Source organism: Actinosynnema sp. NPDC050801 (assembly GCF_040673975.1).
Classification (GTDB): domain Bacteria; phylum Actinomycetota; class Actinomycetes; order Mycobacteriales; family Pseudonocardiaceae; genus Actinosynnema.
Genome location: NZ_JBFAQZ010000006.1, coordinates 151,432 through 177,699, shown reverse-complemented (window position 1 = coordinate 177,699; position 26,268 = coordinate 151,432). Strand labels below are relative to the sequence as shown.

Sequence of the window (26,268 nt, the reverse complement as noted above, 5' to 3'; positions counted from 1 at the left end):
ACGCACACCCGCCGTGCGGTCCTGGGCACCGCGCGCTCGTGGGACACTGGAAGGCGCTATGACTGCCCTCCCCCTCGTCTTCGACGCGCCCAAGCGCGGGCTGCCGCCGCGCCACCTCGCCGACCTCTCCGCCGACCAGCGTCGAGAAGCCGTCGCCGCGCTCGGTGAGAAGCCGTTCCGCGCCGCGCAGCTGTCGAACCACTACTTCGGCCGGTTGACCGTCGACGCCGACGCGATGACCGACATCCCCGCCGCCGCCCGGGACCGCCTGGTGGCCGACCTCATGCCGCCGTTGTGGACCGAGCTGCGCAGCGTCGAGGCCGACGGTGGCTCGACGCGCAAGACGTTGCTGCGGGCGCACGACGGGACGTTGGTCGAGAGCGTCCTGATGCGCTACCCCGACCGCGCCACGCTGTGCATCTCGTCGCAGGCGGGCTGCGGCATGGCGTGCCCGTTCTGCGCCACCGGGCAGGGCGGGCTGACCCGCAACCTGTCCACGGCGGAGATCGTGGACCAGGTGCGGCGCGGTGCGGCGGCCATGCGCGACGGCGAGCTGCCCGGTGGGCCGGGTCGGCTGTCGAACATCGTGTTCATGGGCATGGGCGAGCCGCTGGCCAACTACAAGCGCGTGGTCGAGTCGGTGCACCGCATCTGCGACCCGACGCCGGACGGCCTGGGGATCTCGCAGCGCTCGGTGACGGTGTCGACGGTGGGCCTGGTGCCGGCGATCCGGAAGTTGACCGAGGAGAACCTGCAGGTCAGGCTGGCCGTGTCGCTGCACACGCCGGACGACGAGCTGCGTGACACGTTGGTGCCGGTCAACACCCGGTGGAACGTGGCCGAGGTGCTGGAGGCGGCGCGCGGTTACGCCGACCGCACCGGACGGCGGGTGTCCATCGAGTACGCCCTGATCCGCGACATCAACGACCAGCCGTGGCGTGCGGACATGCTGGGCAAGCTGCTGCGCAGGCACCTGGGCCAGCTGGTGCACGTGAACGTGATCCCGCTGAACCCCACGCCCGGCTCGAAGTGGGACGCGTCACCGAAGCCGGTGGAACGGGAGTTCGTCCGCCGGGTCAACGACCAGGGCGTGGCCTGCACCGTCCGCGACACCCGCGGCCAGGACATCGCCGCCGCCTGCGGTCAGCTCGCCGCCGAGGGCTGATTCCCCTACCGGCTGGTTCGTCCTCCACCGGGGCGCGGCTGTCGACCGGCCCCGGTGAGGGGCCGGTCACGGGCGACCTAGCGGCGCCAGGAGGTGCGGCTGCGGACCTGGTCCCAGATCAGCAGGGCGGCCATGGTGAGGCCGGTGAGGACCACCCAGATGTTCTCGGTCTGGCCGTGGTGGTTGCCGATCAGCAGGGCGAAGACGGCGAAGGTGGACAGCCAGCCCGCGATCTTGATGCCCTTGGGGAACGTGCCGTGCCAACCCCAGTCGGCCGACGGCTCGTCGTGGGTGTCGACCGCCGAACGCTTGTCCAGCTCCGAGGACGAAGACACAGCCGCACGACCTTCCTGCCCGATCACGTTCAACCCCATTCAGGTGCACTGACGGCGTCATCGTCGCACACGCGCGAGCCACGCGGGACGTGAGGTGCACGCCGCCACAGCGGGGTGTGCCCGTGGTCGGGCCCGCGTTGCTTCACCTGCGTCAACTTTCGTCGGAACCGGTCGAGACCAAGGAACGCGGCCGGCGCCGGGGTCGGTCTCCTACCGTGGTGCCCTGTGACGTCTCTCGTGCAACGGCTCCGGCCCGTCCTGCCGGATCTCCGGGAGGCTCCCGCCGCGTTCCTGCGCACCCACGGCGAACGCCTCCGCGAGGTCACGCCCTGGCGCGTGGGGCGCGAGGTGCTTGCCGTGGTCGTGCTCCTCGGCCTGGACGTGTTCCCCGGCTGGATCTCCGGCAACTGGCGGCTGTCCGGGTGGACGCTGATCGCGCTGGGCGTCGGGTACGCGGCGATCTACCTGACCCGGCTGCTGTTCCCCGCGCTCGCCCTGCTGATCGCCACCTGGGTGGTCTTCAGCTCCGAGCACGGCGGGATCGCGATGGTGGTCATGCTGTCCTACGCCGCCGGCTACCGGATCGCGGCGTGGCAGCGCTCGCTGCTCACGGCCGTCCTCGCGCTGGCCCTGCACATGTTCGCCTGGGGCGTGTCCGCACCCGGCCTGTCCGGGCCGTTCGGCCAGTGGGTGATGCTGACCGTCTACTGCATGGTCGTCGCCCTGCCGTTCCTGGTCGGCCGGTACGCGGCGCAGCGCAACGCGCTGGTCTCGGCCCTGCAGGAACGCGAGGAACGGGTCGTGCGCGAGCGGCGGATGGTGTCGCGGCAGGTGCGGCTGCGCGAGCGCAACCGGATCGCCCAGGACATGCACGACAGCCTCGGCCACCGGCTCAGCCTCATCTCCGTGCACGCGGGCGCCCTGGCCATGGACGCGGGCCTCGGCGACCGCCAGCGGGAGGCGGTGCAGGTGCTGCGCAGCGCGGCCCTCACCGGGATGGAGGAGCTGCGCGGCGTCATCGGCGTGCTGCGGCGCGACGAGGAACCGGACGAGGACCAGGTCCGGCGGACCGTGGAGGCGATCGACGAGCTGGTCGACGGCGCGCGGCGGGCCGGTGTGCGGGTCAGCCTGGTCCGCGGCGGCCAGTCCGTGCCGCTTCCAGCGAAGGTCAGCCACGCCGCGTACCGCATCGCCCAGGAGGGCCTGACCAACGCCAACAAGCACGCGCCGGGCGCGAGCGTGCAGGTGACCGTGAAGTACGAGCCGGACGCGCTGGTGGTGGAGGTGCGCAACAACCCGCCCCGCGCCAAGCTGCCCAGCGGCGGTGGGTCCGGCCTGATCGGGCTGGGTGAGCGGGTCCGGCTGGCGGGCGGGATGCTGCACGTCGGCGAGCTGCCGACCGGCGGCTTCCGGATCGCGGCCGTGCTGCCCTACGAGGACACCGCCGCGGCGGGCGACGAGCCGCTCGACGACGAGCCCGCGGACGTCGAGGCGCCCGCGAAGCCGACCGGCATCCGCAAGTGGGCGGGCGTCGGTTCGATCGTGCTGGCCGGGATCGTGGTGCTGGTGGTCGTCGGCGGCTACACGTGGATCGGGTCACAGCCCGTCACCAAGGTGGTGTCCGAGGAGTTGTACGACTCGGTGTCGGTGGGGCAGTCGCAGGCCGAGGTGATGGCCAAGCTCCCCGGGGGCGCCGAACCACCGCTGGGCGACATCAGGTCCGACGCCGAGCCGGAGCCCTCCGGGGCGGCGTGCGAGTACCGCGTGGCCGACGGCCAGACGTACTCCTCACGGGCGACCAAGATCGTGCGGTTCTGCTTCGCGAACGGCACGCTGGTCGAGAAGAACACCCACCTGCAGGAGTTGTGACGTGATCCGGGTCCTCATCGCCGACGACGAGCCGCTGATGCGCGCGGGCATCAAGGCCATCCTCGGCACCGCCGACGACATCGAACTGGTCGCCGAGGCCGGTGACGGGCGGGAAGCCGTGCGCGTCGCCCTGGAACGGCGGGTGGACGTGGCCGTGCTCGACATCCGGATGCCCCGCCTGGACGGCCTGGCCGCGGCACGCGAGCTGCGCACCGCGGCGCCCTCGGTGCGGGTGGTGATGCTCACCACGTTCGGGGAGGACGACAACATCGTCCGGGCGCTGTCCGACGGCGCGGCGGGGTTCCTGCTGAAGGACTCCGCCCCGGAGGAACTGCTGCGCGCCGTCCGTGCGGTTCACTCCGGCGAGGCCTACCTGTCACCCATGGTGACGAGCCGGGTGGTGGGGATGGTGGCGCAGGTCGGCCAGCCGCGCCGCCAGGCGGCGATGCGCCAGGTCGAAGGGCTGACCGAGCGCGAGGTGGAGGTGCTGGCCCTGCTCGGGCTCGGCATGTCGAACGCCGACGTCGGCCAGCGGCTGCACATGAGCGAGGCGACCGTGAAGACCTACGTGAGCAGGCTCCTGGCCAAGCTGGGGCTGACCAACCGGGTCCAGGCGGCCCTGCTCGCGCGGGACGCCGGGCTGGCCGGCTGAGGAGCCGGAAACGGGCGTGGCCCACCGGTCACCCGGTGGGCCACGCCCGGCTCTGGTCGTCTAGCGCGAGGTCATGCCCTCGCCCGGTTCCCGCGGTTGCCGGTCACCATGCGGTAGATGCCGAGCACGATCAGCGAGCCGAGGATGGCGAGCAGCCAAGTGCTCAGGTCGAAGAACGTGTTGATGTCGGTCCCGAAGATGGCACGGCCCACGAAGCCGCCGATGATGGCGCCGACAATGCCGAGCAACATCGTGATGATGATGCCGCCGGGGTCCCGGCCTGGCATGATGGCCTTGGCGATGGCACCCGCGATGAGGCCGAGGACGATCCAACCCAAGATGCCCACGGGGGCTCTCCTTCCTGATGGCCGCGACGGGCGGATCCGTCGGGCGCTTGATCGAGGAATGCCCACGGACGAGTGAGACCACGCGCTAGTTACCGTTCCGTTATCGAAGTACCGCTGTGCGGGCTATCAGGACGCCTCGGGGACAATGGACGGTGATGAGCACACCACGCACCGTCCTGGTCCTCGGTTCCACCGGGTCGGTCGGCACCCAGGCCCTCGACGTCATCGCCGCCAACCGCGACCGGTTCACCGTGGTCGGACTGGCTGCGGGCGGCGCGGACCCGGCCGCCCTGGCGGCGCAGGCCGTCGAGTTCGGCGTGCGAGCCGTGGCCGTCGCCCGCGCCACCGCGGTCGAGGACGTCACGCTCGCCCTGTACGCCGAGGCGCAGCGGCGCGGCTACCCGCAGGGCGCGTTCAAGCTGCCGCGCATCCTCGCCGGTCCCACCGCGATGACCGACCTGGTCGACTCCACGCCCGCGGACGTCGTCCTCAACGGCATCACGGGCTCCATCGGCCTGGCGCCGACGCTGCACGCCCTCAAGACGGGCGCGACGCTCGCCCTGGCCAACAAGGAGTCGCTGATCGCGGGCGGACCCCTGGTGCTCAAGGCGGCCGGGCCGGGCCAGATCGTGCCGGTCGACTCCGAGCACTCCGCGCTCGCCCAGTGCCTGCGCGGCGGCCGGGCCGACGAGGTCGCCAAGCTGGTGCTCACCGCCTCCGGCGGTCCGTTCCGCGGCCGCACCCGCGCCGAACTCGCCGACGTCACCGCCCGTGAGGCCATGGCGCACCCGACGTGGTCGATGGGCCCGGTCATCACCGTCAACTCCGCCACCCTGGTCAACAAGGGGCTGGAGCTGATCGAGGCGCAGCTGCTGTTCGGCGTGCCCTACGACCGCATCGACGTGGTCGTGCACCCCCAGTCCGTCGTGCACTCGATGGTCACCTTCACCGACGGCTCGACGCTCGCCCAGGCCAGCCCGCCGGACATGAAGCTGCCGATCGCGCTGGCGCTGGGCTGGCCCGACCGCATCGCCGGCGCCGCCGCCGCGTGTACTTTCGACGTCGCGACGGCGTGGACGTTCGAGCCGCTGGACCAGGAGACGTTCCCGGCGGTGCGACTGGCCAGGCAGGCGGGCTCCGGCGGGGGCTGCCTGCCGGCGGTCTACAACGCGGCGAACGAGGAAGCGGTCGCGGTCTTCCTCGGCGGCGGCACGTCGTTCACCTCCATCGTGGACACTGTCGAACGAGTGCTCGCGGAGGCGGACGGCTGGGCGCACGAGCCGGCCGACGTCGCCGAAGTCCTCGCGGCGGAGGATTGGGCCCGGGCGCGGGCGCGGGAACTCGTGGCCACTTCGGTGGGGTCTGGAAGGGACTGACGTGCTCGTCTTCTTGGGCATTCTGCTGTTCGCCCTGCTCATCGGCATCTCGATCGCGCTGCACGAGCTGGGGCACCTGGCCACGGCGAAGATGTTCGGGATGAAGGTGACCCGGTACTTCATCGGGTTCGGACCGAAGATCTGGTCCTTCCGCCGCGGTGAGACCGAGTACGGCATCAAGGCCATCCCGGCGGGCGGCTTCTGCGAGATCACCGGCATGACCGCGCTGGAGGACGTCGCGCCGGAGGACCAGCACCGCGCGTTCAACAAGCAGAAGACCTGGAAGCGCGTGGTCGTGCTGTCCGCGGGCTCCATCACCCACTTCATCGTGGGCTTCATCATCCTGTACTTCATGGCCTTCACCATGGGCATCCCGAACCTGCGCGACAGCGCGCTGGTCGCCGAGGTGGCCCCGTGCGTGCAGAGCAGCACCAGCGCCCAGGACGAGTGCGCGCCCGGCGCGCCGGCACCGGCCAAGGACGCGGGCTTCCAGGTCGGCGACGAGATCGTGGCGGTGGCCGGCGCGGCCACGCCGACCTGGGCCGACGTGCTGACCAAGACCCGCGAGCGGAGCGGCACGACCGAGTTCAAGGTGCTGCGCGACGGCGAGGAGCTGACCCTCACCGCCGACGTCGCCCGGGTCGAGCGCGAGCTGGAGCGCAAGGACGGCACGCGCTACAAGGAAGAGGTCGGCGCGATCGGCGTCATCCAGCAGCGCAACTTCGAGTACAACGCGTTCACCGCGATCGGTGGCGCCACCCAGTTCACCGGCACGATGTTCGAGAACACCTGGCGCGGTCTGATCAACTTCCCGAAGAAGATCCCCGCCGTGATCGAGGCCATCGGCGGCGCCGAGCGCGACATCGACAGCCCGGTCAGCGTGGTCGGCGCGAGCAGGCTCGGCGGCGAGGCGGTCGACCGGGGCCTGTGGCAGCTGTTCTGGCTGATGCTGGCGGGGCTGAACTTCTTCGTGGGTGTGTTCAACCTCCTGCCGCTGCTGCCGCTTGACGGTGGTCACATCGCCGTCAACCTGTACGAACGGGTGCGAGACTGGATTCGGAAGCTGCGCGGCCTTCCGGCGGGCGCACCGGTCAACTACCTGCGACTATTGCCGCTGACCTACTTCGTGATCTTCGTCGGCGGGTCGGTCACGCTGCTGACGATCACCGCCGACATCGTCAACCCCATCAAGCTCTTCCAGTGATCACAGTGAGAGGTGCCAGTTCATGAGTGACGGCGTCATGCTCGGTCTCCCGGCGATGCCTCCTCCGGTGTTGTCGGAGCGGCGCAAGACCCGCCAGCTCATGGTGGGCTCGGTCGGCGTCGGCAGTGAGTTCCCGGTGTCGGTGCAGTCGATGACCACGACCGTCACGGCCGACATCAACGCGACGTTGCAGCAGATCGCCGAGTTGACCGCGGCGGGGTGCGACATCGTCCGGGTGGCGTGCCCCTCGCAGGACGACGCGGACGCGTTGGCGGCGATCGCGAAGAAGTCGCAGATCCCGGTCATCGCGGACATCCACTTCCAGCCGAAGTACGTGTTCGCGGCGATCGAGGCCGGGTGCGCGGCGGTGCGGGTGAACCCGGGCAACATCAAGAAGTTCGACGACAAGGTCAAGGAGATCGCTGCGGCGGCCCGTGACCACGGCACCCCGATCCGGATCGGGGTCAACGCCGGGTCGCTGGACCCGCGGTTGATGGCGAAGTACGGGAAGGCGACGCCCGAGGCGCTGGCGGAGTCGGCGTTGTGGGAGGCGTCGTTGTTCGCCGAGCACGACTTCCACGACCTGAAGATCTCGGTGAAGCACAACGACCCGGTCGTGATGGTCCGGGCCTACGAACTGCTGGCCGAGCAGTGCGACTACCCGCTGCACCTGGGTGTGACCGAGGCCGGTCCGGCGTTCCAGGGCACGATCAAGTCCGCCGTCGCGTTCGGGGCGCTGCTCAGGCAGGGCATCGGCGACACCATCCGCGTCTCGCTGTCGGCCCCGCCGGTCGAAGAGGTCAAGGTCGGCCACCAGATCCTGCAGTCGCTGAACCTGCGCCCGCGCAAGCTGGAGATCGTCTCCTGCCCGTCCTGCGGTCGGGCGCAGGTGGACGTCTACACGCTGGCGGAGCAGGTCACGGCGGGTCTGGAGGGCATGGAGGTGCCGCTGCGGGTCGCCGTGATGGGCTGCGTGGTGAACGGGCCGGGTGAGGCTCGTGAGGCGGACCTGGGTGTGGCCTCCGGCAACGGCAAGGGGCAGATCTTCGTCAAGGGCAAGGTCGTCAAGACCGTGCCCGAGCACCAGATCGTCGAGACCCTGATCGAAGAGGCCATGCGCATCGCCGAGGAGATGGGCGAGACCGTCGAGGGCGGCGAGCCGGTGGTCACCGTCGGTTGAGGACCGGTCGCACGCCTGCGCTGAGCGGGTGGCGGACGCGCGGGTAACGGGTTGCATCTGGCAGGCTTGACGACGTGCTGAGGTTGGCTGGCGCGCGCTTGGTCGACGAGCGGGACCTGTCCGAGGTCCTCGCCGTGCTCGCGGCCGACCCGGTGGCGTCCTGCATGGTCGCCGCACGGGTCGAGGTCGCGGGCCTGGACCCGTGGCGGCTCGGTGGCGAGGTGTGGGCGTACGACCACCGGTCGCTGCGAGGTGGCCGGGTGGACGCCCTGTGCTTCGCGGGTCCGAACCTCATCCCGCTGCGCGGTGACACGGCCGCGCTGCGCGGCTTCGCCGACCGGGCCCGTCGCCGGGGTCGCATGTGCTCCTCGCTGGTCGGCCCCGCCGAGCAGGTGCTCGGCCTGTGGGAGGAGTTGGCCCCGGACTGGGGCCCCGCTCGCGAGGTGCGCGCCGCGCAGCCGTTGATGGCGCTGGGCGGCAGCCCGTCGATCCCGATGGACCCGCTGGTCCGGCCCGTGCGACCGGATGAGCTGGACCGGTACCTGCCCGCCGCGATCGCCATGTTCATCGAGGAGGTCGGCGTCGACCCGTGCGCCGAGGACGGCGGCGTGTCCTACCGGGCGCGGGTGGCCGAGCTCATCGCGGGCGGGCGGGCGTTCGCCCGGTTCGAGGGCGGCGACGTGGTGTTCAAGGCCGAGATCGGGGCCATGTCCGCGCAGGTCGGCCAGATCCAGGGCGTGTGGGTGCGGCCGGACCGCCGCGGCCGCGGCATCGGCGCGGCGGGCACCGCGGCGGTGGCCGAACGCCTGGTCCGGGGCCTGGGGCGGACCGCGTCGCTGTACGTGAACTCCTACAACGACGTGGCCAAGGCCGCGTACCGCAAGATCGGGTTCTCGCAGGTCGGCGAGTACGCGACCGTGCTGTTCTGAGGCCGTCGCGGCGTGGTGTAGGCCGCACCCGGCATACTCGGCGCCGTGATCGCGCGCAAGCTGGCCCCGGCTCCGCTGGTCCTGCCCGGGCTGGTCCTGCCCGGGCTGGTCCTGCTCGGGGTGGTCCTGCTGCTCGTCAGCGGCTGCGGCCTGTTCTCCTCCCGTCCCGGTCCCGACCAGGTGGCCGGTGACTTCCTCACCAAGCTCGCCGCGGGCGACGTGGACGGCGCGGCCGGGCTGACCGACGACCCGGGCGGCGCCAAGGACGTGCTGGGCAAGGTCCGGGAGGTGCTCAAGCCCGAGGGCCTGGGCACCAGGGTCGAGCAGGTGCGCTCGACGGGCGAGTCGACCACCGCCGACGCGACCGCGCACCTCGACTGGGACCTCGGGCACGACCACGCGTGGAGCTACCAGACGAAGTTCGACCTGCGGCGCGAGGAGGACGACTGGAAGGTGCACTGGGCGCCTTCGGTCGTGCACCCCAAGCTCGCCGTGCAGCAGACGCTGGGCGTGGCCGACGTGCAGCCCACGCTGGCGCCGGTGCTGGACCGCGACGGCACCCCGCTGCTCGCGCCCGACCAGGTCGTGTCGATCCTGCTCGACGCCAAGGAGGCCGGTGACGTGGGCGCGGTGGCCGGTGCGCTGGCCGCGGCGCTGACGCCGATCGACGCCGCGATCACGCAGGCGGCGATCGTGGACGGGGTGTCGAAGGTGCCGGCCGGGCAGGTCTACCAGGTGGCCGCGCTGCGCGACGCGGACTACCAGACCGTCAAGCCCGCGATCTACGAGCTGCCCGGGGTGCGGTTCACCACGCGCACGAGCCTGCTCGCGCCGTCGCGGACGTTCGGCTCGCAGGTGCTGCCCGCCGTGCGCAAGGCGGTGGAGGAGGAGATCGCCGGCAAGGCCGGGCTGCGCGTCTACACCGTGAACGCGGCCGGTGACGAGGTGGAGACCCTGCACGAGCAGGTGCCCGAGCCGGCGCAGGCGATCTCGACCACGTTGAGCCGGATCACGCAGGCCGCGGCCGAGGACGCGCTGGAGCCGATCCCGCAGGCGGCGATGCTGGTGACGGTGCAGGCGTCGACCGGCGAGGTGCTGGCGGTGGCGCAGAACGCGCCGGCCGACGCGGAGGGCGCGGTGGCGCTGACCGGGCGTTACCCGCCGGGGTCGACGTTCAAGATCGTGACGGCGGCCGCGGCCCTGTCGTCCGGGCAGGCGACGGCGGACAGCGCGCTGCCGTGCCCCGGCAAGGCGGTAATCGACGGGCGCCGGATCGTGCCCAACGACCACGAGTTCGAGAAGGGCACGATCCCGCTGCACTCGGCGTTCGCGTTCTCGTGCAACACCACGTTCGCGCAGCTCGCGGCCGGGATGGCGCCGGACGCGCTGACCAAGGCGGCGGAGGGGTTCGGCCTCGGGGTCGACTTCGAGATCCCGGCGATCACCACGATCACCGGCTCCGTGCCGCCCGCCACCGACGTGGTGGAGCGGGCGGAGGACGGCTTCGGCCAGGGCAAGGTGCTGGCCAGCCCGTTCGGCATGGCCCTGGTGGCGGCGACGACAGCGACGGGCAAGGTGCCGGTCCCGACGCTGCTGAAGGGCCGTGAGACGAAGGCCGACCGCACCCCGACCCCGCCCGCGCCCGCCGTGCTGGAACCGTTGCGGGCGATGATGCGGGAAGTGGTCGAGTCCGGCACCGCGCCGCAGCTCAAGCCGTACGGGGACGTGCGCGGCAAGACCGGCACGGCGCAGTTCGGCGACGGCACGAACTCGCACGGCTGGTTCGTCGGCTATCGCGGTGACGTGGCCTTCGCCACCCTGATCCTGGGCACGAACAGCTCCGCACCGGCGGTCGAGGCCTCGGCCCGCTTCCTGGGTGCGTTGGGCTGAACGGCCTACCCGCGGGCATCATCCCGCTGATGGACGGGACGAAGAACTGCGGGAACGCCTCATCGCGGCTGGTGGGCTGATCCCGGCCACCGGGCGCCGCGCGTCGGCCGCTCCGATCGCCGACGGGGGAGTGGGCTGGGCCCTTGCCCGCCGCGTCTGAGCCCGATGCTCGCCGAGGTGCTGCTCCGGCGTCGCGAAGAGGAGCGTTGGTGACCTGGAGCCGACCCCGTAACGGACACGTGGCGCATGTCCCGTCACGCTGAGCCGTAATCTGGAGGGCATGTCCGTGCGTGCCGTCCTCCAGCCAGGTGTGCTGTCCCCGCGCCGTCCGGTGCCCGCCCAGATCGAGCGGCCCGAGTACGTCGACCGGCCCGAACCCCAGCGCAACACCGATCCGTGGGTGCAGCCGCCCGAGATCGTCGAGGCGATGCGGGTCGCGGGTCGGCTGGCGGCGCAGGCGTTGCAGGAGGCGGGCAAGGTCATCGTGCCCGGCGTCACCACCGACGAGATCGACGCGGTCGCGCACGAGTTCCTGTGCGACAACGGCGCGTACCCGTCCACGCTCGGCTACCGCGGTTTCCCGAAGTCCTGCTGCACCTCGCTGAACGAGGTCATCTGCCACGGCATCCCCGACTCGACCGTGGTCGAGGACGGCGACATCGTCAACGTCGACGTCACCGCCTTCATCGGCGGCGTGCACGGCGACACGAACGCCACCTTCCTGGCGGGCGACGTGCGCGAGGAGGTCCGCCTCCTGGTCGAACGCACGCACGAGGCCACCATGCGCGCCATCAAGGCGGTCAAGCCCGGCCGGCAGCTCAACGTGGTCGGCCGCGTCATCGAGTCCTACGCCAACCGCTTCGGCTACGGCGTGGTGCGCGACTTCACCGGCCACGGCATCGGCCGCACCTTCCACAGCGGCCTGGTCGTGCTGCACTACGACGCGCCGCACGTGCCCACGATCATCGAAGAGGGCATGACGTTCACCATCGAGCCGATGATCACCCTCGGTGGCATCGAGCACGACCTGTGGGACGACGGCTGGACGGTCACGACCCGGGACAAGAGCTGGACCGCCCAGTTCGAGCACACGATCGTGGTCACCGCGGACGGCGCGGAGATCCTCACCGTCTGTTGAGCAGCGGCACGAGGGCGGCGGCCACCTCGTCGGGCGACGTCACCGCGCCCAGGTGGTGGTTGTCGAGCTCGACCACCGGCCAGCCGAGCTCACGCGCCGACGCCGCGGCGTCGTCGTAAGCGGGGCTGAGCCGCACGTACGAGCACGGCCCGGCCCACGCCACGGTGGGCCGGGGCTCCTTGAGGAACGCCAGCGGCACCTCGGGCGCCTCGGCCACGATCTCCTCCAGCAACCGCACGTCCGGCACCATCGCCGACAGCGCCTCGGGCGCGAACCACAGGTCCCAGCGGGGCATCAGCCCGTCCCGCGAGATGGTCTTCAGGTGGGCCATGCGCCCGTCCGGCGCGTCGTCGCGCCAACTGCGGCCCGGTGTGGGCAGGTTGGCGTCGAGGAACACCAGCCCGCGCACGTGCGTCTCCAGGGCGTCGGCGAACGCGGGCAGCAGCGGACCGGCGCCGCTGTGCCCCACGAGCACGAGGTCGCCGTCCAGCGCGGAGTCCTCCACCGCGTCCGCGAACGCACCGATCAGCCGCTGGTGCACCGGCGCGGCGTTGACCGTGACGCGCAGGTCGAGCAGCGTCACGGGGTGGCCGAGCGCGGCCAGCGCCCCGGCGAGCGGGCGCAGGCTCGCCGGCCCGAGGTAGGGGCTGTGCACCAGGACCGCGGTGGCGGGGACGTCGACCATGACGTGGATGATGTCAGCCGCGACCGACAAACGTCCGATTGTCGACTCGACCGACGGTGAGGGGACCACGTGCGCAGCGCGTTGCTGGTGGCCGGCACGACGTCGGACGCGGGCAAGAGCGTCCTGACCGCCGGGCTGTGCCGGTGGCTCACCCGCCGCGGCGTGCGGACCGCGCCGTTCAAGGCGCAGAACATGTCCAACAACTCGGTCGTGACGGCCGACGGCGGTGAGATCGGCCGGGCGCAGGCGTTGCAGGCCGCCGCGTGCGGGCTGGAGCCGAGCGTGCGGTTCAACCCGGTGCTGCTCAAGCCGGGCGGCGACCGCAGCTCGCAGGTCGTGGTGCTGGGACGGGCCGTGGGCGAGGTGTCCGCGTTGTCCTACCGCAAGCGCAAGGCCGAGCTGTTCGCCACGGTCCTGGCCACCCTGGACGACCTGCGGGACGACTTCGAGGTGGTGGTCTGCGAGGGCGCGGGCTCGCCCGCCGAGATCAACCTCCGGGCCGACGACATCGCGAACATGGGCTTGGCGCGGGCCGCAGACCTGCCGGTGCTCGTGGTCGGCGACATCGACCGGGGCGGGGTGTTCGCGCACCTGTTCGGCACGCTGGCCCTGCTCGACCCGGCCGACCAGGCGCTGGTCGGTGGGTTCGTGGTGAACAAGTTCCGCGGCGACCCGGCGTTGCTCGAACCGGGCCTGCGGCAGTTGCGCGCCCTGACCGGCCGTCCGGTGCTCGGCGTGCTGCCGTGGCGGGAGGAGCTGTGGCTGGACGCGGAGGACTCCCTGTCCTACGCGGCGGACGGCGTGATCGGCAGGCCGGAGCCGCCGCACGGCGACCAGTGGCTGCGGGTGGCGGTGGTGCGGCTGCCGCGGATCTCCAACGCCACCGACGTGGAGGCGCTGGCGTGCGAGCCGGGCGTGTCGGTGCGGTTCGTCACCGAGCCGTCCCGGCTGGCGGACGCGGACCTGGTGGTGGTGCCCGGTTCGAAGGCCACCGTCGAGGACCTGCGCTGGTTGCGCGGCACGGGCCTGGCCGACGCGATCGTCGCGCACGACGGACCGGTGCTGGGCATCTGCGGCGGGTTCCAGATGCTCGGCCGGACGATCGAGGACGAGGTGGAGTCGCGCGCGGGCGCGGTGGCGGGCCTGGGCCTGCTGGACGTCGACGTGCGGTTCGCGCCGGACAAGACCCTGGAGCGGCCGCACGGCGACGCGTTCGGCGAACCCGTCACCGGCTACGAGATCCACCACGGCGTGGTCACCCGCAACGCGGAGCGGGGTCTGGTCACCCTGCCCGACGGCACGCCGGAGGGAGCGCTGCGCGGCCGGGTCGCCGGCACGCACTGGCACGGGTTGCTGGAGAACGACGCCTTCCGCCGCGCCCTCTTGCGCTGGGCGGCCGGCCACGCGGGTCGGGAAGGATTCACCCCCGCGCCGGACGTGGACTTCGCCGGTCGGCGGGCCGCGCAGCTCGACCTGCTCGGCGACCTGGTCGCCGACCACCTCGACACCGACGCGGTGTGGGCGTTGCTGGAGAAGGGTGCGCCACCGGGGCTGCCGGTCATCCCTCCCGCGGGTGCTCCGCCTGTCGCGTGACGACGTTCCGCGCCGGTGCGCGCGACCGGCAAGTCGCGCGGTAGTGCACCGGTGGGCGGTGCCGGATCGGCGAGCGGTGCCCGACGGGACGCGGCGGGCCGCTCGACCGGCAAGCCGGGCGGACCACCCGCGTCGGGTCGTCGAGACCGTGCGGTGCGACCGTGCGGTGAGGGACTCGTCCGAGTCCGCGGTGGAGGGCTAGTTCTTGCCGTCCGCCGTCAGGCGGAGGGACGGGCGGATGCAGATCGACGACACGTCACACCTCCGCTCACGGGTAGTCACACTGTGAAGGTACCGGCACCGCACCCGGGGATACGTCGCCCGTTCGGGTCAACGGGTTTCACGGACGGCCACGAGCACGGCCCAGTCGGGCTCCGCGGCCTGCTCCACCCATCCCGACGGCCACTTCCGCCGCACGTCACGGGTCCGCGTCCGGGCGCCGGTCAGCGTCGCCGAGGTGTGCACGCCGAAGTCCGTGCCGCCCTCGAACACCGCGCCCCGGAACACCGAGTCGCCGAACCGGACCCGCCGGAAGTCGGCCAGGTCGCGGAAGGACGTGTCGCGGAAGTCCGCCGTGCCGGTGATCTCGGTGCCGCGCAGCGTCGCCGGGCCGACGAACGTGGTGCCCGCGAACGAGGCCGACCGGATCCGCGCGTGCGTCAGCGTCGCCTTCACCAGCGTGGCGTTGGACAGGTCGAGCGCGATGTCGTCCCAGAAGGCCTCGGGCCGGTCCGGCCGCAGGTGGGCGGCCAGCAGCCCGGTCGCGGTCTGCCGCACCTCCAGCTCCTGGAACCGGTGCGCGTCGCGCGGCCCGATCCGGGCCCTGGCGCGGGTCTCGGGCGGCGGGGTGAACGGCATCCGCAGGTAGGCGCAGACCAGGTTCACGATCGTCTGCCGGTGCGCGGGGTTGCCCTGCGCCAGTCGTTCCAGCGCGTACAGCCCGGCCAGCCGCACCGGCGCCTTGTCGCTGCCCAGCTGGTCGGCGGCCTTGCCGTACAGCTCGGTGACACGGCGTTCGGTCGCGTCGTGGTCCTTCTGCACGAGGTCCAGCTCGGAGTAGCGCTGGCGGCGGGCGGTGAGCAGCAGCGCCGCCGCGCCACCCGTGCCGAGCACGATGCCGGCGGCGGTGCGGATCACGTCCAGCCGCACCCCGTCCTGCGGCTCGCCCGATCCGAGCAGCACCAGCAGGAGCACAACGGACGCCGCGGCCACCACACCCAACCCGACCGCCCACAGCACGATGGTCCTGGCCGACAGCACGCGGTGCTCCACGGCCTCCAGCCCATCGGACCGCCGGCGGGCCGTCAATCACCGAGGCGGGCGGTAGGAACACGTCTGGTTGCCCGCCACGCCCCCACCAGCACCGCACGGATGCGGTGCGGCCGTCGAAGTCACCGCGCCGCCGACCCGACCAGTTCGGGTTCCGGTTCCGGCGTGCGGGGTTCGCGGCGTTTCAGCGTGGTGGCGGCCATGCCGGTGATCACCAGCGCGGCCGCGCCCAGGCGCACCGCGGTGATCGTCTCGTCCAGCAGCAGCCAACCCGACAGCATCCCCGCCACGGGCACCAGCAGCGCGAACGGCACGACGGCGCTCGCCTCGTAGGTCCGCAGCAGCAGGTTCCACAGGCCGAAGCCGAGCAACGTCGACACCCACGCGATGAACAGGATCGCGCCCACGCCGGTCCAGCTCAGCTCCCGCAGCGCGGCCAGGTCCGCGGCCGGGCCCTCGAAGACCAGCGACAGGCCGAGCAGCGGCGGCACGGCCAGCGCGCTGACCCAGACGATGAAGTTGACCGGGTCCGGCGGTCGGGCGTACCGGGTGGCGACGTTGGCCAGGCCCCACGCCACCGCGCCGAGCACCACCAGCAGGAACGCCGAGACGGGGCTGCCGACGCCGTAGTCGAACGCGATCACCACGATCCCGGCCGCCGCCACCCCCATGCCCAGCAGCTGCACCGGTCGCGGCCGTTCACGCAGCAGCACGGCCGCGAACAGCACGGTGAAGAACACCTGGCTCTGGAGCACCAACGACGACAACCCGGCGGGCATCCCGGCGGCCATCCCGACGAACACCAACCCGAACTTGACCACGCCGAGCGCCAGCGCGACCGCGACGACCCACTTCCACGCCACCTTGGGCCGTCCGACGAACCACAGCGCGGGCACGGCGGCGGCCAGGAACCGCAGCGCGGAGAAGAACAGCGGCGGGAAGTCGCGCAGACCCACCTTGATGACGACGAAGTTGATCCCCCAGATGGTGGCGACGAGCACCGCGACAGCGACGTGACGAGGTTTCACGCCACCGAGTCTTGATCGCCACAACGTTTAGCACCAGCGACTAGTGCTGAAGGTTTCAGTTTAGGATTACTACATGCTGGATCTCGGACGGCTCCGCGCCCTGCACGCGGTCGCGCAACACGGCTCGGTCGGCGCGGCGGCCACGGCGTTGGGCTACACACCGTCGGCGGTGTCGCAGCAGATCGCCAAGTTGGAACGCGAGACCCGCACCACGCTGCTGGAACGGCGCGGTCGCGGTGTCGCGCTGACCGACGCGGCCCACCTGCTGTCGGCCACCGCCGGGCAGGTCCTCGCGCTCGTGGAGCACGCCGAGGTGGCGCTGGAGGAGCAGCGCGGCGCGGCCGTCGGCGAGCTGCGGGTCGGTGCGTTCGCCACCGCCGCGCGCGGCCTGCTGCCCGCCACACTCGTGCGGCTCGCGGAGCACCACCCGCAGCTGCACGTGCGGCTGGTCGAGCTCGACCCGCCGGACTGCCTGGAGGCGGTGGCGCGCGGCGAGCTCGACCTGGCCGTCATGCACGACTGGGTCAACGCGCCGCTGGCCGTGCCGGACCCGGTGTCACGGGCGCGGCTCGGCGAGGACTTCGCGGACGTGCTGCTGCCGGTCGACCACCCGTTGGCCGGGCGGGACGGCGTGGCGCCCGAAGACCTGGCGGGCGAGCGGTGGATCTGCCAGCCGGAGGGCACGATCTGCCACGACTGGCTGGTGAACACCTTCCGGGGCGCGGGCATGGAACCCGACCTGGCCTACCGGATCGCCGAGTACGAGACGCAGTTGGCGTTGCTGGCCAAGGGGATCGGCGTGGCCCTGCTGCCCAGGCTCGGTCGCGGCGCGTTGCCCGACTCGGTGCGCGCGGTGCCGTTCCGGCCGACGCCGACCCGCCGGGTGTTCGCGGTGTGGCGCACCCAGGCCACCCGCCGGCCCGCGGTCACCGCCACGCTGGCGGCGTTGCGGGACTGCTGGGACCTCCGCGAGACCGCGTGAGGTAACGATCGGGCATCCCGGCGTTGCGGCTGGGCCTTTCTCGGCGACCATCGGTGTGAGACCGGGGCTGGGGGTCGCACGAGCCACTCACCAGGGGGCCTCCTGTGGAAATCCGCCGCCGTGGGAGGCCTCCGCCCCGTTGTCGAAGCCCTCGCCCGTCCCGCTGGACGCGGCCGGTGCGTCGTCCCTGCTTTCAGTCCTTGTGACGCTCCAACAACTCCTCCAGGAAGCCGCCCGCCTCGATCGCGGCACGGGCCGCGTCGCGGTCGCGCACCGCGTCGAGCAAACCGGTGTGCGACACGTGGTCGTCGTCGTGGTCGGTCTCCACGGTGGCCGTGATGCTGGCCCGGACCGCCTCGGTCAGGCCCTGGTACAGCTCGGCCAGCAGGGTGTTGTGCGAGCACTGGACGAGCAGCACGTGGAACGCGGTGTCCCGCTCCACCAGCCGCGCCCAGTCCTTGGCGGCCAGCGCCTCGTCCCGCTCGGTCAGCAGCTGCCGGAGGCTGCCCAGCTCCTCGTCGGTGCGGTGGGTGGCGGCCAGGCGGGCGCCTTCGACCTCCAGCGTCCGGCGCACCTGCAAGACCTCGCGCAGCTCGTTGCCGCACATGCGGCGGACCGCGCCGGACAGCTCGCTGGTCGCGCGGACGAAGGTGCCGTCGCCCTGGCGCACCTCCAGCAGGCCGGCGTGGGACAGCGCGCGCACCGCCTCCCGCACGGTGTTGCGACCCACACCCAGGGCGGTGACCAGTTCGGGCTCCGGTGGGATGCGCCGTCCGACCGGCCATTCACCGGCGGTGATCGCTCCCCTCATCTGGTCGATCACCTGGTCGACGAGCCCGGCCCGCCGAGTAGTGGCCAACGGCACAGCGCCATCCTTTCATCCGAACATCCCATGTTTGCGATAGTGGTCCGGTGCCAATCCAGCAGACCCGGCCAGACTGGTCACCGTCGACCGCCCACATTGCCACCGATCCCGGTGCCGATGCGACGATCGCGGACCATCCTGGCCGCACCGGGACCGGTGAGGCGCGGCGGAACCGCCAAGTTGCCCTGGTCGGCAGCACCCTGTTGGCGATCGGCGTAGCGCTGGCCGCGGCCAACCTGCGCCCGGCCGTCACGAGCCTGGCCTCGGTGCTGGGTGACGTGCGCGTGTCGTTGGGCGTCTCCACCGCGTGGACGAGCCTGCTGACCGCCGTGCCCACGGTGTGCTTCGGGTTCTCCGCGTTCCTCGCGCCCTGGTTGGGGCGGCGGCTGGGCATGGCGCGCGCGGTCGGGCTGTCGTTGCTGGTGCTGACCGCGGGCCTGGTGCTGAGGGTGGTGGACGGCCCGGCGGCGGTGCTCGGCGGCACGTTCATCGCGTGCGCGGGCATCGCGGTGTCCAACGTGCTGATCCCGGTGGTCGTGAAGGACTCGTTCCCGGGCCGGGTCGGCCTGGTGACCGGTGTCTACACGGCCGCGCTGGCCGCGGGTGCCGCGCTCGGCGCCGCGTTCACGCCGGTGCTGGAGTCCGCGCTCGGCTCGTGGCGGTTGGCCGTGGGCGCGTGGGCGTTGCTGTCCCTGGCGGCGTTGCTGGTGTGGGCGGCGGGTGCGCGGCACGGTGCCCCGGTCCGGCCGGCGGCGCGTCGGGCGGGCGCCGGGCGTTCGTTGTTCCGCAGCCCGCTGGCGTGGGTGATCACGGTGTTCTTCGGCCTGCAGTCGCTGCTGGCCTACACCGTCATGGGGTGGTTGCCGCAGATCCTGGGTGACGCCGGGGTGGACCGCACGACGGCGGGCCTGCTGCTCGCGATCACCATGGTGCTCGGTGTGCCGGTGAGCCTGATCGTCCCGCCGCTGGCGGCACGGCGTCCCGGCCAGTCCGGGCTGGTGCTCGCGCTGGGCGCGCTGTCGGTCGCGGGTGTGCTGGGTCTCGCCCTCGCGCCCGCCGCCGCACCGGGGCTGTGGGTCGTGCTGATCGGCGTGGGCATGGGCATGTTCCCGCTCGCGCTGGTGATGATCTCGCTGCGCACGTCGTCCGGCGCGGACACCGCCCGGTTGTCGGCGATGGCGCAGAGCATCGGCTACCTGATCTCGGCCGCCGGGCCGTTCGCGTTCGGCGTGCTGCGCGGCGTCACGGGCACCTGGACGGTGTCGATGCTCGTGCTGGTCGGACTGTTGGTCCTGCTGACCGCCCTCGGCTGGGTCGCCGGCCGGCCGCGCACGGTGTAGCCGACAAACACTCCGCAGCCGACAACACGCCGAGCGCGGTGTAGTTGATAACGCCTCGTCTTCTCGGCGCGATGTGTCGGTTACGGATACGAACGGGAGACCCGGCCGCACGAGGGGTTGGCCGGGTCTCCCGTCAACGGGGGCTTGGCGCTGTTCGGGCCGGTCAGGCCGGTCGGTGCGTCAGGGGCAGGTTGAGCAGCGCGTTCTCGATCACCTCGGGCATGGCCGGGTGGATCCAGTACTGCCCGCGCGCCATCGTCCCGGCGTCCAGGCCGAAGCTCATCGCCTGGATCACCGGCTGGATCACGCTCGACGCCTGCGGCCCGATCACGTGCGCGCCCAGGATCAGGCCGGTGTCGGGATCGGCCAGGACCTTCGCGAACCCGGTCGTGTCCTCCATCGCCCAGCCGTACGCGATCGACGCGTAGGCCTGTGCCGCCGCCACGTACCGGACGCCGCGCTCGACGGCCTGCTCCTCGGTCAGCCCGACCGACGCGATCTGCGGCGACGAGAACACCGCCGCCGGCACGAACCGGTGGTCCGACTCGATCGGCTCGTCGGGGTGCAGCAGGTTGTGCCGCACGACCCGCGCCTCGTGGTTGGCCACGTGCTTGAGCTGGTACTCCGAGCTGATGTCGCCCAGCGCGTAGATGCCCTCGACCGAGGTGCGCTGGTGGGAGTCCACGACCACGCGGCCGTCGGGGTGCACCTCCACGCCGGTGGCGGCGAGGTCGAGCAGGTCCGAGTTCGGCGTGCGGCCGACCGCGACCAGCAGCTCGTCGGACTCCACGACCTCGGCGCCGTCCGGGCCCTCCAGGTGCAGCCGCACCACGCCGTCGACCCGTTCGGCCCGCACCGCCTTGCGCTTGAGCCGCACGTCCCACTTCTGCTCGGCGATCCCGGTGAACCGGGTGGCGATCTCGCGGTCCTCGTGGCGCAGCAGCACGTCCGAGCGCCCGACCACGGTCACCTCCACCCCGAACGACGAGAACACGTGCGCGAACTCGGCCGCGACGAAACCGCTGCCCAGGATGGTGAGGCGGGCGGGCAGGGAGTCGAGCCGCATGATGGTGTCGCTGGTGTGGTAGCCGACCGAGTCGAGGTCCGCCACGTCGGGCACGACCGGGCGGCTGCCCGCGGCGATCACGAACCGGTCCGCGGTGATCACCTCGCCGGTGCCGGTGTCGAGGGTCTTCGGACCGGTGAACCTGGCCGTGCCCTCGTAGACGGTGACGTTGGCGTTCTCCTCGGCCCGCCAGTGGCGGCCACCGGCGGAGATGGGGTCGATGCGACCGAAGATCCGGTCGCGCACGTCGGTCCACCGCACGCCGTCAAGGTGGGCGTCGACGCCCAGCCGCGCGCCCGAGGCGGGTGCCGCGGCGACGTCGGCGGTGTGCACGAACATCTTCGTGGGGATGCACCCGACGTTCAGGCACGTGCCGCCGAACACACCCTTCTCGACGATCGCGATGTTCCAACCGGCGAACCGCTCGTCCGCGATGGAGTTGCCGGAGCCGGTGCCGATGATGACCAGGTCGAAGTGCCTCACGTCGTGCTCCAACCGACGACGTGAGGCACTTGTTCCCGCCGTCAGTGCGCGTAGGTCGGCACGAGGATCGCGCGGGCCAGCGTGTGGAACGCCAGGTTGAAGTTCACCACGGCCGGCGAGGCGTCGCCGTCGACGTCCAACTCCGCCACGTCCACCGCGTGCACCACGAAGTAGTAGCGGTGCACCTGGTCGCCGGGCGGTGGCGCGGCGCCGCCGAACGCGCGGGTGCCGAAGTCGCTGCGCACGTGGAACGCGCCCGCGGGCAGCGTGTCGTCCGAGGCGCCCGCGCCGGTGTCCAGCGAGGTCACCGACGCCGGGACGTTCACCACGACCCAGTGCCAGAAGCCCGACGGCGTCGGCGCGTCCGGGTCGAAGCAGGTGACCGCGAAGCTCTTGGTCTCCTCCGGGAACCCGGTCCAGCTCAGCTGCGGCGAGGTGTTGCCCGCCTCGAACACCTGGGCCTGCGGCAGCGGCCGGCCGTCCGCCACGTCGGTCGAGCTGACCGTGAACGACGCCACCTGCGGCAGCAGCGAGTAGGGGTCGGGAGCGACGGGTCGCTCAAGGCTCATCGGGTCCTCCACACGTGATCTTGCGGGACAGACCCGCTCGACCCTAGCGCCGGGTCGGGAGTGACGCAGACGGGGGAGCGGAGGCGGTTCGGCCGGCCGGCGCGGGCAACCTGAGTGATCCTCGTGGCGTCTCAGTCGAGGAAGCGCCTCCTGAACGGATCGGCGCTCGTGGGAGGGGGACCCGGATGAGACGCAAGGGCACCAGGCGCAAGGGCATCAGACGCAGGGGCACCAGACGCGGGGGAGTGGCGGTCCTGGCCGCCGTTATCGCGGTCGCGTGCTCGCCACAGCCGGAAGCCGCTCAGGAGCAGTCGGCCGCGGCGACCACTACCACCACGACCGCGGTGACGACCACCACACCGCCGACGGCCCTGCCCGGCCCGGGCGGCACCACCATTCCCGTCTTCCGGCAGCCCTACGCGTACGGCACGCCGCAGCAGCACGTGCCGCCGATCGTCGACGGCATGGTGCCGGTCGTCCGGCGGATCGAGACCGACCGGCCGTACGTGTTCATCACCGTCGACGACGGCGCGGTCCGCCACCCCGCGGCGATCGAGCTGATGCGCAAGAGCGGCGTCGAGCCGACGTTGTTCCTCAACTCCAAGCACGTCGACGGCCACGCCGACTACTTCAAGGGGTTCGACGGCGTCGCGACCGTCCACGCGCACACCGCGACCCACCCCGACCTGTCCGGCACGTCGTACGACTTCCAGCGCCGGGAGATCTGCGGCAACGCCGACCTGCTCCGCGCGCAGCTGGGCGCGCGGCCGACGCTGTTCCGGCCGCCGTTCGGCAACTTCGACCACACCACGCGCCGGGCGGCGGCCGACTGCGGGTTCACCGCGCTGGTGATGTGGACGGCGGCGGTGAACGACGGTGTCGTGCAGTTCCAGGCCGGTGGTCGGTTGAACGCGGGCGACATCGTGCTCATGCACTTCCGGCACACGTTCGTGGAGGACTTCCTGGCCTTCTTGGAGCGCTGCAAGCTCGACGGCCTCACACCGGTCGTGCTGGAGGACTTCCTGGCGGACCCGAAGGCAACCGTGTGACCTGCGACACGTCTTTAGGGGTATGCCGGCTTGGAACAGCGGAGCCGGGAGAGCCCTTGGAGGGCCACCATGAACAGCCGCCTCAGGAAACTCGCACTGCTCGTCCTGTCACTGGCCGCGATCGGCGTCGCCATCCCGGCGGCGTCGGCCGCCACGTCGATGACGCAGACCCCGGTGCTGACCGACATCCGCACCGGCAGACACGCCGGCTTCGACCGCGTCGTGCTCGACCTCGACGGCCACCGGCCGGAGTTCTTCATCCGGTCGGTCGACCAGCTGTACTACGACGGTTCCGGCCACCCGGTCTCGTTGCCGGGCTCGTACTTCCTGGAAGTCCGGTCGGCGCCGGCCGCCGCGCACGACGACAACGGCAACCTCACCTACACCGGTCCCCGGCAGTTCACGACGCCCGCGCTGACCAACGTGCAGGCGGTCGCGATCACCGGTGACTACGAGGCCAACCTCACCGTCGGGCTCGGCATGCGGCGCGACTCGTGGCACCGCGTGTTCCTGCTCGACTCGCCGACCCGCGTGGTGATCGACGTCGGGCACTGACCCCCGGGCACCCTGCTCGGGCACTGACGTCGGGCACTGACGTCGGGCACCGACGTCCGGCACCGACGTCCGGCACCGACCTCGGCGACCGGCCGGAGATCGTCCGTCCGGTGGGGCAGCGCTTGCCGCGCGGTGAAGCCGCGGTGAACACCCGGCGATGACCCGGTTCTCGGTCGGTCCGCCGACCGAGAATTCGGTGTGCAGGTGCTGCGGTCCGCGTTGGACTTCCTCGGTGGTCCCGGTCCGGTGCTGCTGGCGATCGGGTTGCTGTTCGCCACGCCGGTCATCGACCGGCTCTTCGTGCGCCGCAAGCGGCTCGGGTTCCGGGTGCTCTACAACTCCAGGATCGGGCTCGGGCCGGAGCAGCTGCACGACGGCACCGACCCGAACTCGCCGCAGCTGCGGGAACTGGTGCGGGTGCTGGACCGGATGAGCATCGTGGTGGTCCGCGTCCGCAACACCGGCAGCTACGACATCGACGGCGAGGACTTCGAGCAGCCGCTGACGTTCACCTTCGGCAACCGGGTGGTGTGGAACGCCAGGGTCTCCGAGGCCGGGTCGGACGAGGTGAAGGCGCAGATCCGGCGGAGCATGCAGTTCTTCGGCTCGGAGGCGGGCCCGGCGAAGGCGACGCTGCCGACGGTGCGGGAGCGGATGGCGCAGCGCGTGGCCCGGTGGGGCGGGCTGGCGGTGCCCGCGGAACCGCCGGGCGAGCCGGTGTGGCACGGGGTGCGGCTGGAGAAGCTGGCGTTGGGGCGCAAGCAGAAGTTCAAGCTGCTGGTGGTGCTGCGCGAGCCGGACGGCAACGCGACCGGCGAGCTGGGCAAGGACGTGAAGGTGGTCGGCAGCCTCGGCGGCGCCGGCATCGTGCACGACGAGCGCCCGGAACGGCTGCTCACCCTGCCCCGGCTCACCGGCGGCCTGGCCGCCCTGCTGGCCGCGGTCCTGGTGCTGGTGCTGGCGTGGCCGCCGAGTTCCCACGACGCCACGGTCGCGTGCGCGTCGGGCGCGTTGCGGGTGGAGGGGTCGAGCGTGTTCATGCCGACCATGGCCACCATCGCCGACCAGTACGAGCGGGCGTGCCCCGGCGCCGAGATCACCACGTCCGCGACGGGGAGCATCCAGGGCGTGCGCGAGGTCGCCGGCGGCGAGGAGGGTGTGGTCGCGCTGTCCGACGGCAAGCAGGAGGCGCAGGGCGTGTTCGCGCAGCAGCTGGCGATCGTGGTGTACCACGTCGTGGTGCACGCCTCGGTCGGGCTGGACACCATCTCGGTGGAGCAGCTGCGCGGCGTCTACGCGGGCGTGTACACCGACTGGAGCCAGTTGCGCGGCGGCGCGCCGCTGCCGATCCGGATCGTCGGGCGCGGCGGCGAGTCCGGCACCCGGGAGCTGTTCGAGCGACGGGTGCTCGGCGCGAGCGAGAGCGCGTTGTCGTCCAACGACTGCCGGGCGAAGGACCGCGCGCCCGCCGCGCCGGTGATCCGGTGCGAGCGGGACAAGAACGCCGATGTGGTCCGGGAGATCGGCGCGGTCGAGGGCGCGATCGGGTACGCCGACGCGCCGTCGGTGGCCGAGGCGCGCAAGACGAACGCGCTCACCGCGCTGTCGTTGGACGGCAAGGTGTTCGACGCGGCGTCGGGCGTGGAGGCCGGCTACCCGTTCTGGACGGTGGAGTACCTGTACACGCGGTCGGAGCCGGCGGCCGAGCAGTTGATCGGCCGGTTCGTGGCGTACGTGCGCGAGCACGACGACGCGCGGGTGCGGATGAAGGACGCCGGGTACCTGCCGTGCCTGACCGCGGACGGCGCGCCGGTGGACCTGTGCAACCTGCGGTGAGCGGTTGACCTCCAGCTTGGTCGAGCTCTTAGCGTGGCCGGTGACGAAAGGGGGATCACCATGACCGTCCTGGTGACAGGCGCCACCGGCAACACCGGCAGGCACGTCGTGGCCGAGCTGGTCCGTCGCGGAGAGCGCGTCCGGGCGTTGTCCCGCGACCCGGCGCGGGCGCGGCTGCCCGCCGGTGTGGAGGTGGTGCGGGGCACGCACACCGCGCCCGGGACCTTGACCGAGGCGCTCGACGGCGTCACCCGGTTGCACATGACGGTGACCGCGGGGCTCGCCGAGGTCGGTGCCGAACTGGTCGAGCGCGCGGTGGCCGCGGGCGTGCGCCGGATGACCGTCGTGTGGGGCGGGTGGGTCGGACCGGCGGAGCAGGCGGTGGCCGAGTCCGGTGTGGAGTGGACGCGCCTGGAGCCGCAGGAGTTCATGTCCAACACGTTGACCTGGGTCGACTCGATCCGCGCCGAGGGCGTCGTGCGCGAGCCCTACGACCTGCCCGGCGCGGTGGTGCACGAGGCGGACATCGCCGCCGTCGCGGTCACCGCGCTCCTGGAGGACGGTCACGCGGGCCGCGCCTACAACCTCACCGGGCCGGAGTCGCTGACCCCGCGTGAGCGGGTCGCGATCCTCGCCGAGGTCCTCGGGCGCGACATCGCGTTCGCCGGGATCACGCACCGGCAGGCGGTCGACCGGCTGGTCGCGACCGGCGTGTCCCGCGAGGACGCCGAGTTCGTGATCGGCTGGCACGCCTCCCCGCCCGTGGAGGCGGCCACCGTGGTCGACACGGTCGCCGCGGTGACCGGTCGCCGTCCGCGCACGTTCGCGGACTGGGCGGCCGAGCACGCCGACCGCTTCTGAGG

24 protein-coding genes are annotated in these 26,268 nt (G+C 72.0%); 16 read left to right on the top strand and 8 right to left on the bottom strand.

Going from position 1 to position 26,268, the window contains the following annotated elements:
• The first annotated feature begins 58 nt into the window (after positions 1 to 58).
• Positions 59 to 1,165, top strand: a complete 1,107-nt coding sequence (rlmN, locus tag AB0K14_RS15855) for a 23S rRNA (adenine(2503)-C(2))-methyltransferase RlmN (protein ID WP_360447276.1) — start codon at positions 59 to 61, stop codon at positions 1,163 to 1,165.
• Between the two features lie 77 nt (positions 1,166 to 1,242).
• On the opposite strand, the gene AB0K14_RS15850 is transcribed toward rlmN, so the two are convergent.
• Entirely contained in the window at positions 1,243 to 1,500 is a 258-nt protein-coding gene (locus AB0K14_RS15850) for a DUF2631 domain-containing protein (RefSeq protein ID WP_360447278.1), read from the bottom strand.
• A 225-nt stretch (positions 1,501 to 1,725) separates the two neighbouring features.
• On the opposite strand from AB0K14_RS15850, the gene AB0K14_RS15845 reads away from it, so the two are divergent.
• Positions 1,726 to 3,369 (top strand): histidine kinase, encoded by a 1,644-nt coding sequence (locus AB0K14_RS15845; RefSeq protein ID WP_360447280.1) that lies wholly within the window; start codon positions 1,726 to 1,728, stop codon positions 3,367 to 3,369.
• 1 nt (position 3,370) lies between these two features.
• Positions 3,371 to 4,021 carry a response regulator transcription factor gene (locus tag AB0K14_RS15840; RefSeq protein WP_360447282.1) on the top strand — a complete coding sequence of 217 codons (651 nt, stop codon included), beginning with the start codon at positions 3,371 to 3,373 and terminating at the stop codon, positions 4,019 to 4,021.
• 71 nt (positions 4,022 to 4,092) lie between these two features.
• Here the strand turns inward: AB0K14_RS15840 and AB0K14_RS15835 are convergent, their stop codons facing one another.
• On the bottom strand, positions 4,093 to 4,368 hold the full coding sequence (locus AB0K14_RS15835; protein WP_141981159.1) for a GlsB/YeaQ/YmgE family stress response membrane protein: 276 nt from the start codon (positions 4,366 to 4,368) through the stop codon (positions 4,093 to 4,095).
• A 155-nt stretch (positions 4,369 to 4,523) separates the two neighbouring features.
• Here AB0K14_RS15835 and dxr point away from each other — a divergent pair, with 155 nt between their 5' ends.
• From dxr to map, 6 genes are all read left to right on the top strand, one after another.
• Positions 4,524 to 5,744, top strand: a complete 1,221-nt coding sequence (gene dxr, locus AB0K14_RS15830; protein WP_360447284.1) for a 1-deoxy-D-xylulose-5-phosphate reductoisomerase — start codon at positions 4,524 to 4,526, stop codon at positions 5,742 to 5,744.
• Between the two features lies 1 nt (position 5,745).
• Complete coding sequence (locus tag AB0K14_RS15825) at positions 5,746 to 6,948, top strand: site-2 protease family protein (RefSeq protein WP_360447286.1); 1,203 nt, start codon at positions 5,746 to 5,748, stop codon at positions 6,946 to 6,948.
• A gap of 22 nt (positions 6,949 to 6,970) precedes the next feature.
• Positions 6,971 to 8,128 (top strand): flavodoxin-dependent (E)-4-hydroxy-3-methylbut-2-enyl-diphosphate synthase, encoded by a 1,158-nt coding sequence (ispG, locus tag AB0K14_RS15820; protein ID WP_360447288.1) that lies wholly within the window; start codon positions 6,971 to 6,973, stop codon positions 8,126 to 8,128.
• 74 nt (positions 8,129 to 8,202) lie between these two features.
• Positions 8,203 to 9,057 carry a GNAT family N-acetyltransferase gene (locus tag AB0K14_RS15815; RefSeq protein ID WP_360447290.1) on the top strand — a complete coding sequence of 285 codons (855 nt, stop codon included), beginning with the start codon at positions 8,203 to 8,205 and terminating at the stop codon, positions 9,055 to 9,057.
• Positions 9,058 to 9,102: 45 nt separating this feature from the next.
• Positions 9,103 to 10,947: a penicillin-binding transpeptidase domain-containing protein gene (locus AB0K14_RS15810; RefSeq protein WP_360447292.1), complete on the top strand. Its 1,845-nt coding sequence runs from the start codon at positions 9,103 to 9,105 to the stop codon at positions 10,945 to 10,947.
• 280 nt (positions 10,948 to 11,227) lie between these two features.
• Positions 11,228 to 12,085 carry a type I methionyl aminopeptidase gene (map, locus tag AB0K14_RS15805; RefSeq protein ID WP_360447294.1) on the top strand — a complete coding sequence of 286 codons (858 nt, stop codon included), beginning with the start codon at positions 11,228 to 11,230 and terminating at the stop codon, positions 12,083 to 12,085.
• On the opposite strand, the gene AB0K14_RS15800 is transcribed toward map, so the two are convergent.
• The gene (locus AB0K14_RS15800; protein WP_360447296.1) at positions 12,072 to 12,770 is read right to left on the bottom strand and encodes a hypothetical protein; all 699 of its coding nucleotides are present in this window, start codon (positions 12,768 to 12,770) and stop codon (positions 12,072 to 12,074) included. The two genes, map and AB0K14_RS15800, sit on opposite strands and share 14 nt — an antisense overlap.
• 69 nt (positions 12,771 to 12,839) lie before the next feature.
• Here AB0K14_RS15800 and AB0K14_RS15795 point away from each other — a divergent pair, with 69 nt between their 5' ends.
• A complete protein-coding gene (locus AB0K14_RS15795; RefSeq protein ID WP_360447298.1) occupies positions 12,840 to 14,363 on the top strand; it encodes a cobyric acid synthase in 1,524 nt (507 codons plus the stop codon).
• 330 nt (positions 14,364 to 14,693) lie between these two features.
• On the opposite strand, the gene AB0K14_RS15790 is transcribed toward AB0K14_RS15795, so the two are convergent.
• Together AB0K14_RS15790 and AB0K14_RS15785 are read right to left on the bottom strand one after the other, a co-directional pair.
• On the bottom strand, positions 14,694 to 15,635 hold the full coding sequence (locus tag AB0K14_RS15790; RefSeq protein ID WP_360447300.1) for a pentapeptide repeat-containing protein: 942 nt from the start codon (positions 15,633 to 15,635) through the stop codon (positions 14,694 to 14,696).
• Positions 15,636 to 15,754: 119 nt separating this feature from the next.
• Positions 15,755 to 16,660 (bottom strand): EamA family transporter, encoded by a 906-nt coding sequence (locus tag AB0K14_RS15785; protein ID WP_360447302.1) that lies wholly within the window; start codon positions 16,658 to 16,660, stop codon positions 15,755 to 15,757.
• A 73-nt stretch (positions 16,661 to 16,733) separates the two neighbouring features.
• Here AB0K14_RS15785 and AB0K14_RS15780 point away from each other — a divergent pair, with 73 nt between their 5' ends.
• Positions 16,734 to 17,642, top strand: a complete 909-nt coding sequence (locus AB0K14_RS15780) for a LysR family transcriptional regulator (RefSeq protein WP_360447304.1) — start codon at positions 16,734 to 16,736, stop codon at positions 17,640 to 17,642.
• A gap of 193 nt (positions 17,643 to 17,835) precedes the next feature.
• Here the strand turns inward: AB0K14_RS15780 and AB0K14_RS15775 are convergent, their stop codons facing one another.
• Positions 17,836 to 18,507 (bottom strand): FadR/GntR family transcriptional regulator, encoded by a 672-nt coding sequence (locus AB0K14_RS15775; RefSeq protein ID WP_360447306.1) that lies wholly within the window; start codon positions 18,505 to 18,507, stop codon positions 17,836 to 17,838.
• A gap of 203 nt (positions 18,508 to 18,710) precedes the next feature.
• Between AB0K14_RS15775 and AB0K14_RS15770 the strand changes: the two genes are divergently transcribed.
• On the top strand, positions 18,711 to 19,847 hold the full coding sequence (locus AB0K14_RS15770; RefSeq protein ID WP_360447308.1) for an MFS transporter: 1,137 nt from the start codon (positions 18,711 to 18,713) through the stop codon (positions 19,845 to 19,847).
• A gap of 163 nt (positions 19,848 to 20,010) precedes the next feature.
• Here AB0K14_RS15770 and AB0K14_RS15765 read toward each other — a convergent pair whose 3' ends face one another.
• Both AB0K14_RS15765 and AB0K14_RS15760 read right to left on the bottom strand, forming a co-directional pair.
• Entirely contained in the window at positions 20,011 to 21,396 is a 1,386-nt protein-coding gene (locus tag AB0K14_RS15765) for a mycothione reductase (protein WP_360447310.1), read from the bottom strand.
• A gap of 41 nt (positions 21,397 to 21,437) precedes the next feature.
• Positions 21,438 to 21,965, bottom strand: coding sequence for a YbhB/YbcL family Raf kinase inhibitor-like protein (locus AB0K14_RS15760; protein ID WP_360447312.1), 528 nt, complete (start codon positions 21,963 to 21,965; stop codon positions 21,438 to 21,440).
• Between the two features lie 185 nt (positions 21,966 to 22,150).
• Between AB0K14_RS15760 and AB0K14_RS15755 the strand changes: the two genes are divergently transcribed.
• The 4 genes from AB0K14_RS15755 (at position 22,151) to AB0K14_RS15740 (ending at position 26,266) form a co-directional block, all read left to right on the top strand.
• Positions 22,151 to 23,014 carry a polysaccharide deacetylase family protein gene (locus AB0K14_RS15755; RefSeq protein ID WP_360447314.1) on the top strand — a complete coding sequence of 288 codons (864 nt, stop codon included), beginning with the start codon at positions 22,151 to 22,153 and terminating at the stop codon, positions 23,012 to 23,014.
• 69 nt (positions 23,015 to 23,083) lie between these two features.
• Positions 23,084 to 23,569, top strand: a complete 486-nt coding sequence (locus AB0K14_RS15750; protein ID WP_360447316.1) for a hypothetical protein — start codon at positions 23,084 to 23,086, stop codon at positions 23,567 to 23,569.
• Positions 23,570 to 23,767: 198 nt separating this feature from the next.
• The gene (locus AB0K14_RS15745) at positions 23,768 to 25,405 is read left to right on the top strand and encodes a substrate-binding domain-containing protein (RefSeq protein ID WP_360447318.1); all 1,638 of its coding nucleotides are present in this window, start codon (positions 23,768 to 23,770) and stop codon (positions 25,403 to 25,405) included.
• A 60-nt stretch (positions 25,406 to 25,465) separates the two neighbouring features.
• A complete protein-coding gene (locus AB0K14_RS15740; RefSeq protein WP_360447320.1) occupies positions 25,466 to 26,266 on the top strand; it encodes an NAD(P)H-binding protein in 801 nt (266 codons plus the stop codon).
• Positions 26,267 to 26,268 lie beyond the last annotated feature (2 nt).

Coding starts and splice junctions, on each gene's coding strand:
- dxr (WP_360447284.1), top strand. CDS start 4,524: ATGAGCACACCACGCACCGTCCTGGTCCTCGGTTCCACCGGGTCGGTC.
- map (WP_360447294.1), top strand. CDS start 11,228: ATGTCCGTGCGTGCCGTCCTCCAGCCAGGTGTGCTGTCCCCGCGCCGT.
- AB0K14_RS15755 (WP_360447314.1), top strand. CDS start 22,151: ATGAGACGCAAGGGCACCAGGCGCAAGGGCATCAGACGCAGGGGCACC.
- AB0K14_RS15750 (WP_360447316.1), top strand. CDS start 23,084: ATGAACAGCCGCCTCAGGAAACTCGCACTGCTCGTCCTGTCACTGGCC.
- AB0K14_RS15740 (WP_360447320.1), top strand. CDS start 25,466: ATGACCGTCCTGGTGACAGGCGCCACCGGCAACACCGGCAGGCACGTC.
- AB0K14_RS15800 (WP_360447296.1), bottom strand. CDS start 12,770: ATGGTCGACGTCCCCGCCACCGCGGTCCTGGTGCACAGCCCCTACCTC.
- ispG (WP_360447288.1), top strand. CDS start 6,971: ATGAGTGACGGCGTCATGCTCGGTCTCCCGGCGATGCCTCCTCCGGTG.
- AB0K14_RS15760 (WP_360447312.1), bottom strand. CDS start 21,965: ATGAGCCTTGAGCGACCCGTCGCTCCCGACCCCTACTCGCTGCTGCCG.
- AB0K14_RS15780 (WP_360447304.1), top strand. CDS start 16,734: ATGCTGGATCTCGGACGGCTCCGCGCCCTGCACGCGGTCGCGCAACAC.
- rlmN (WP_360447276.1), top strand. CDS start 59: ATGACTGCCCTCCCCCTCGTCTTCGACGCGCCCAAGCGCGGGCTGCCG.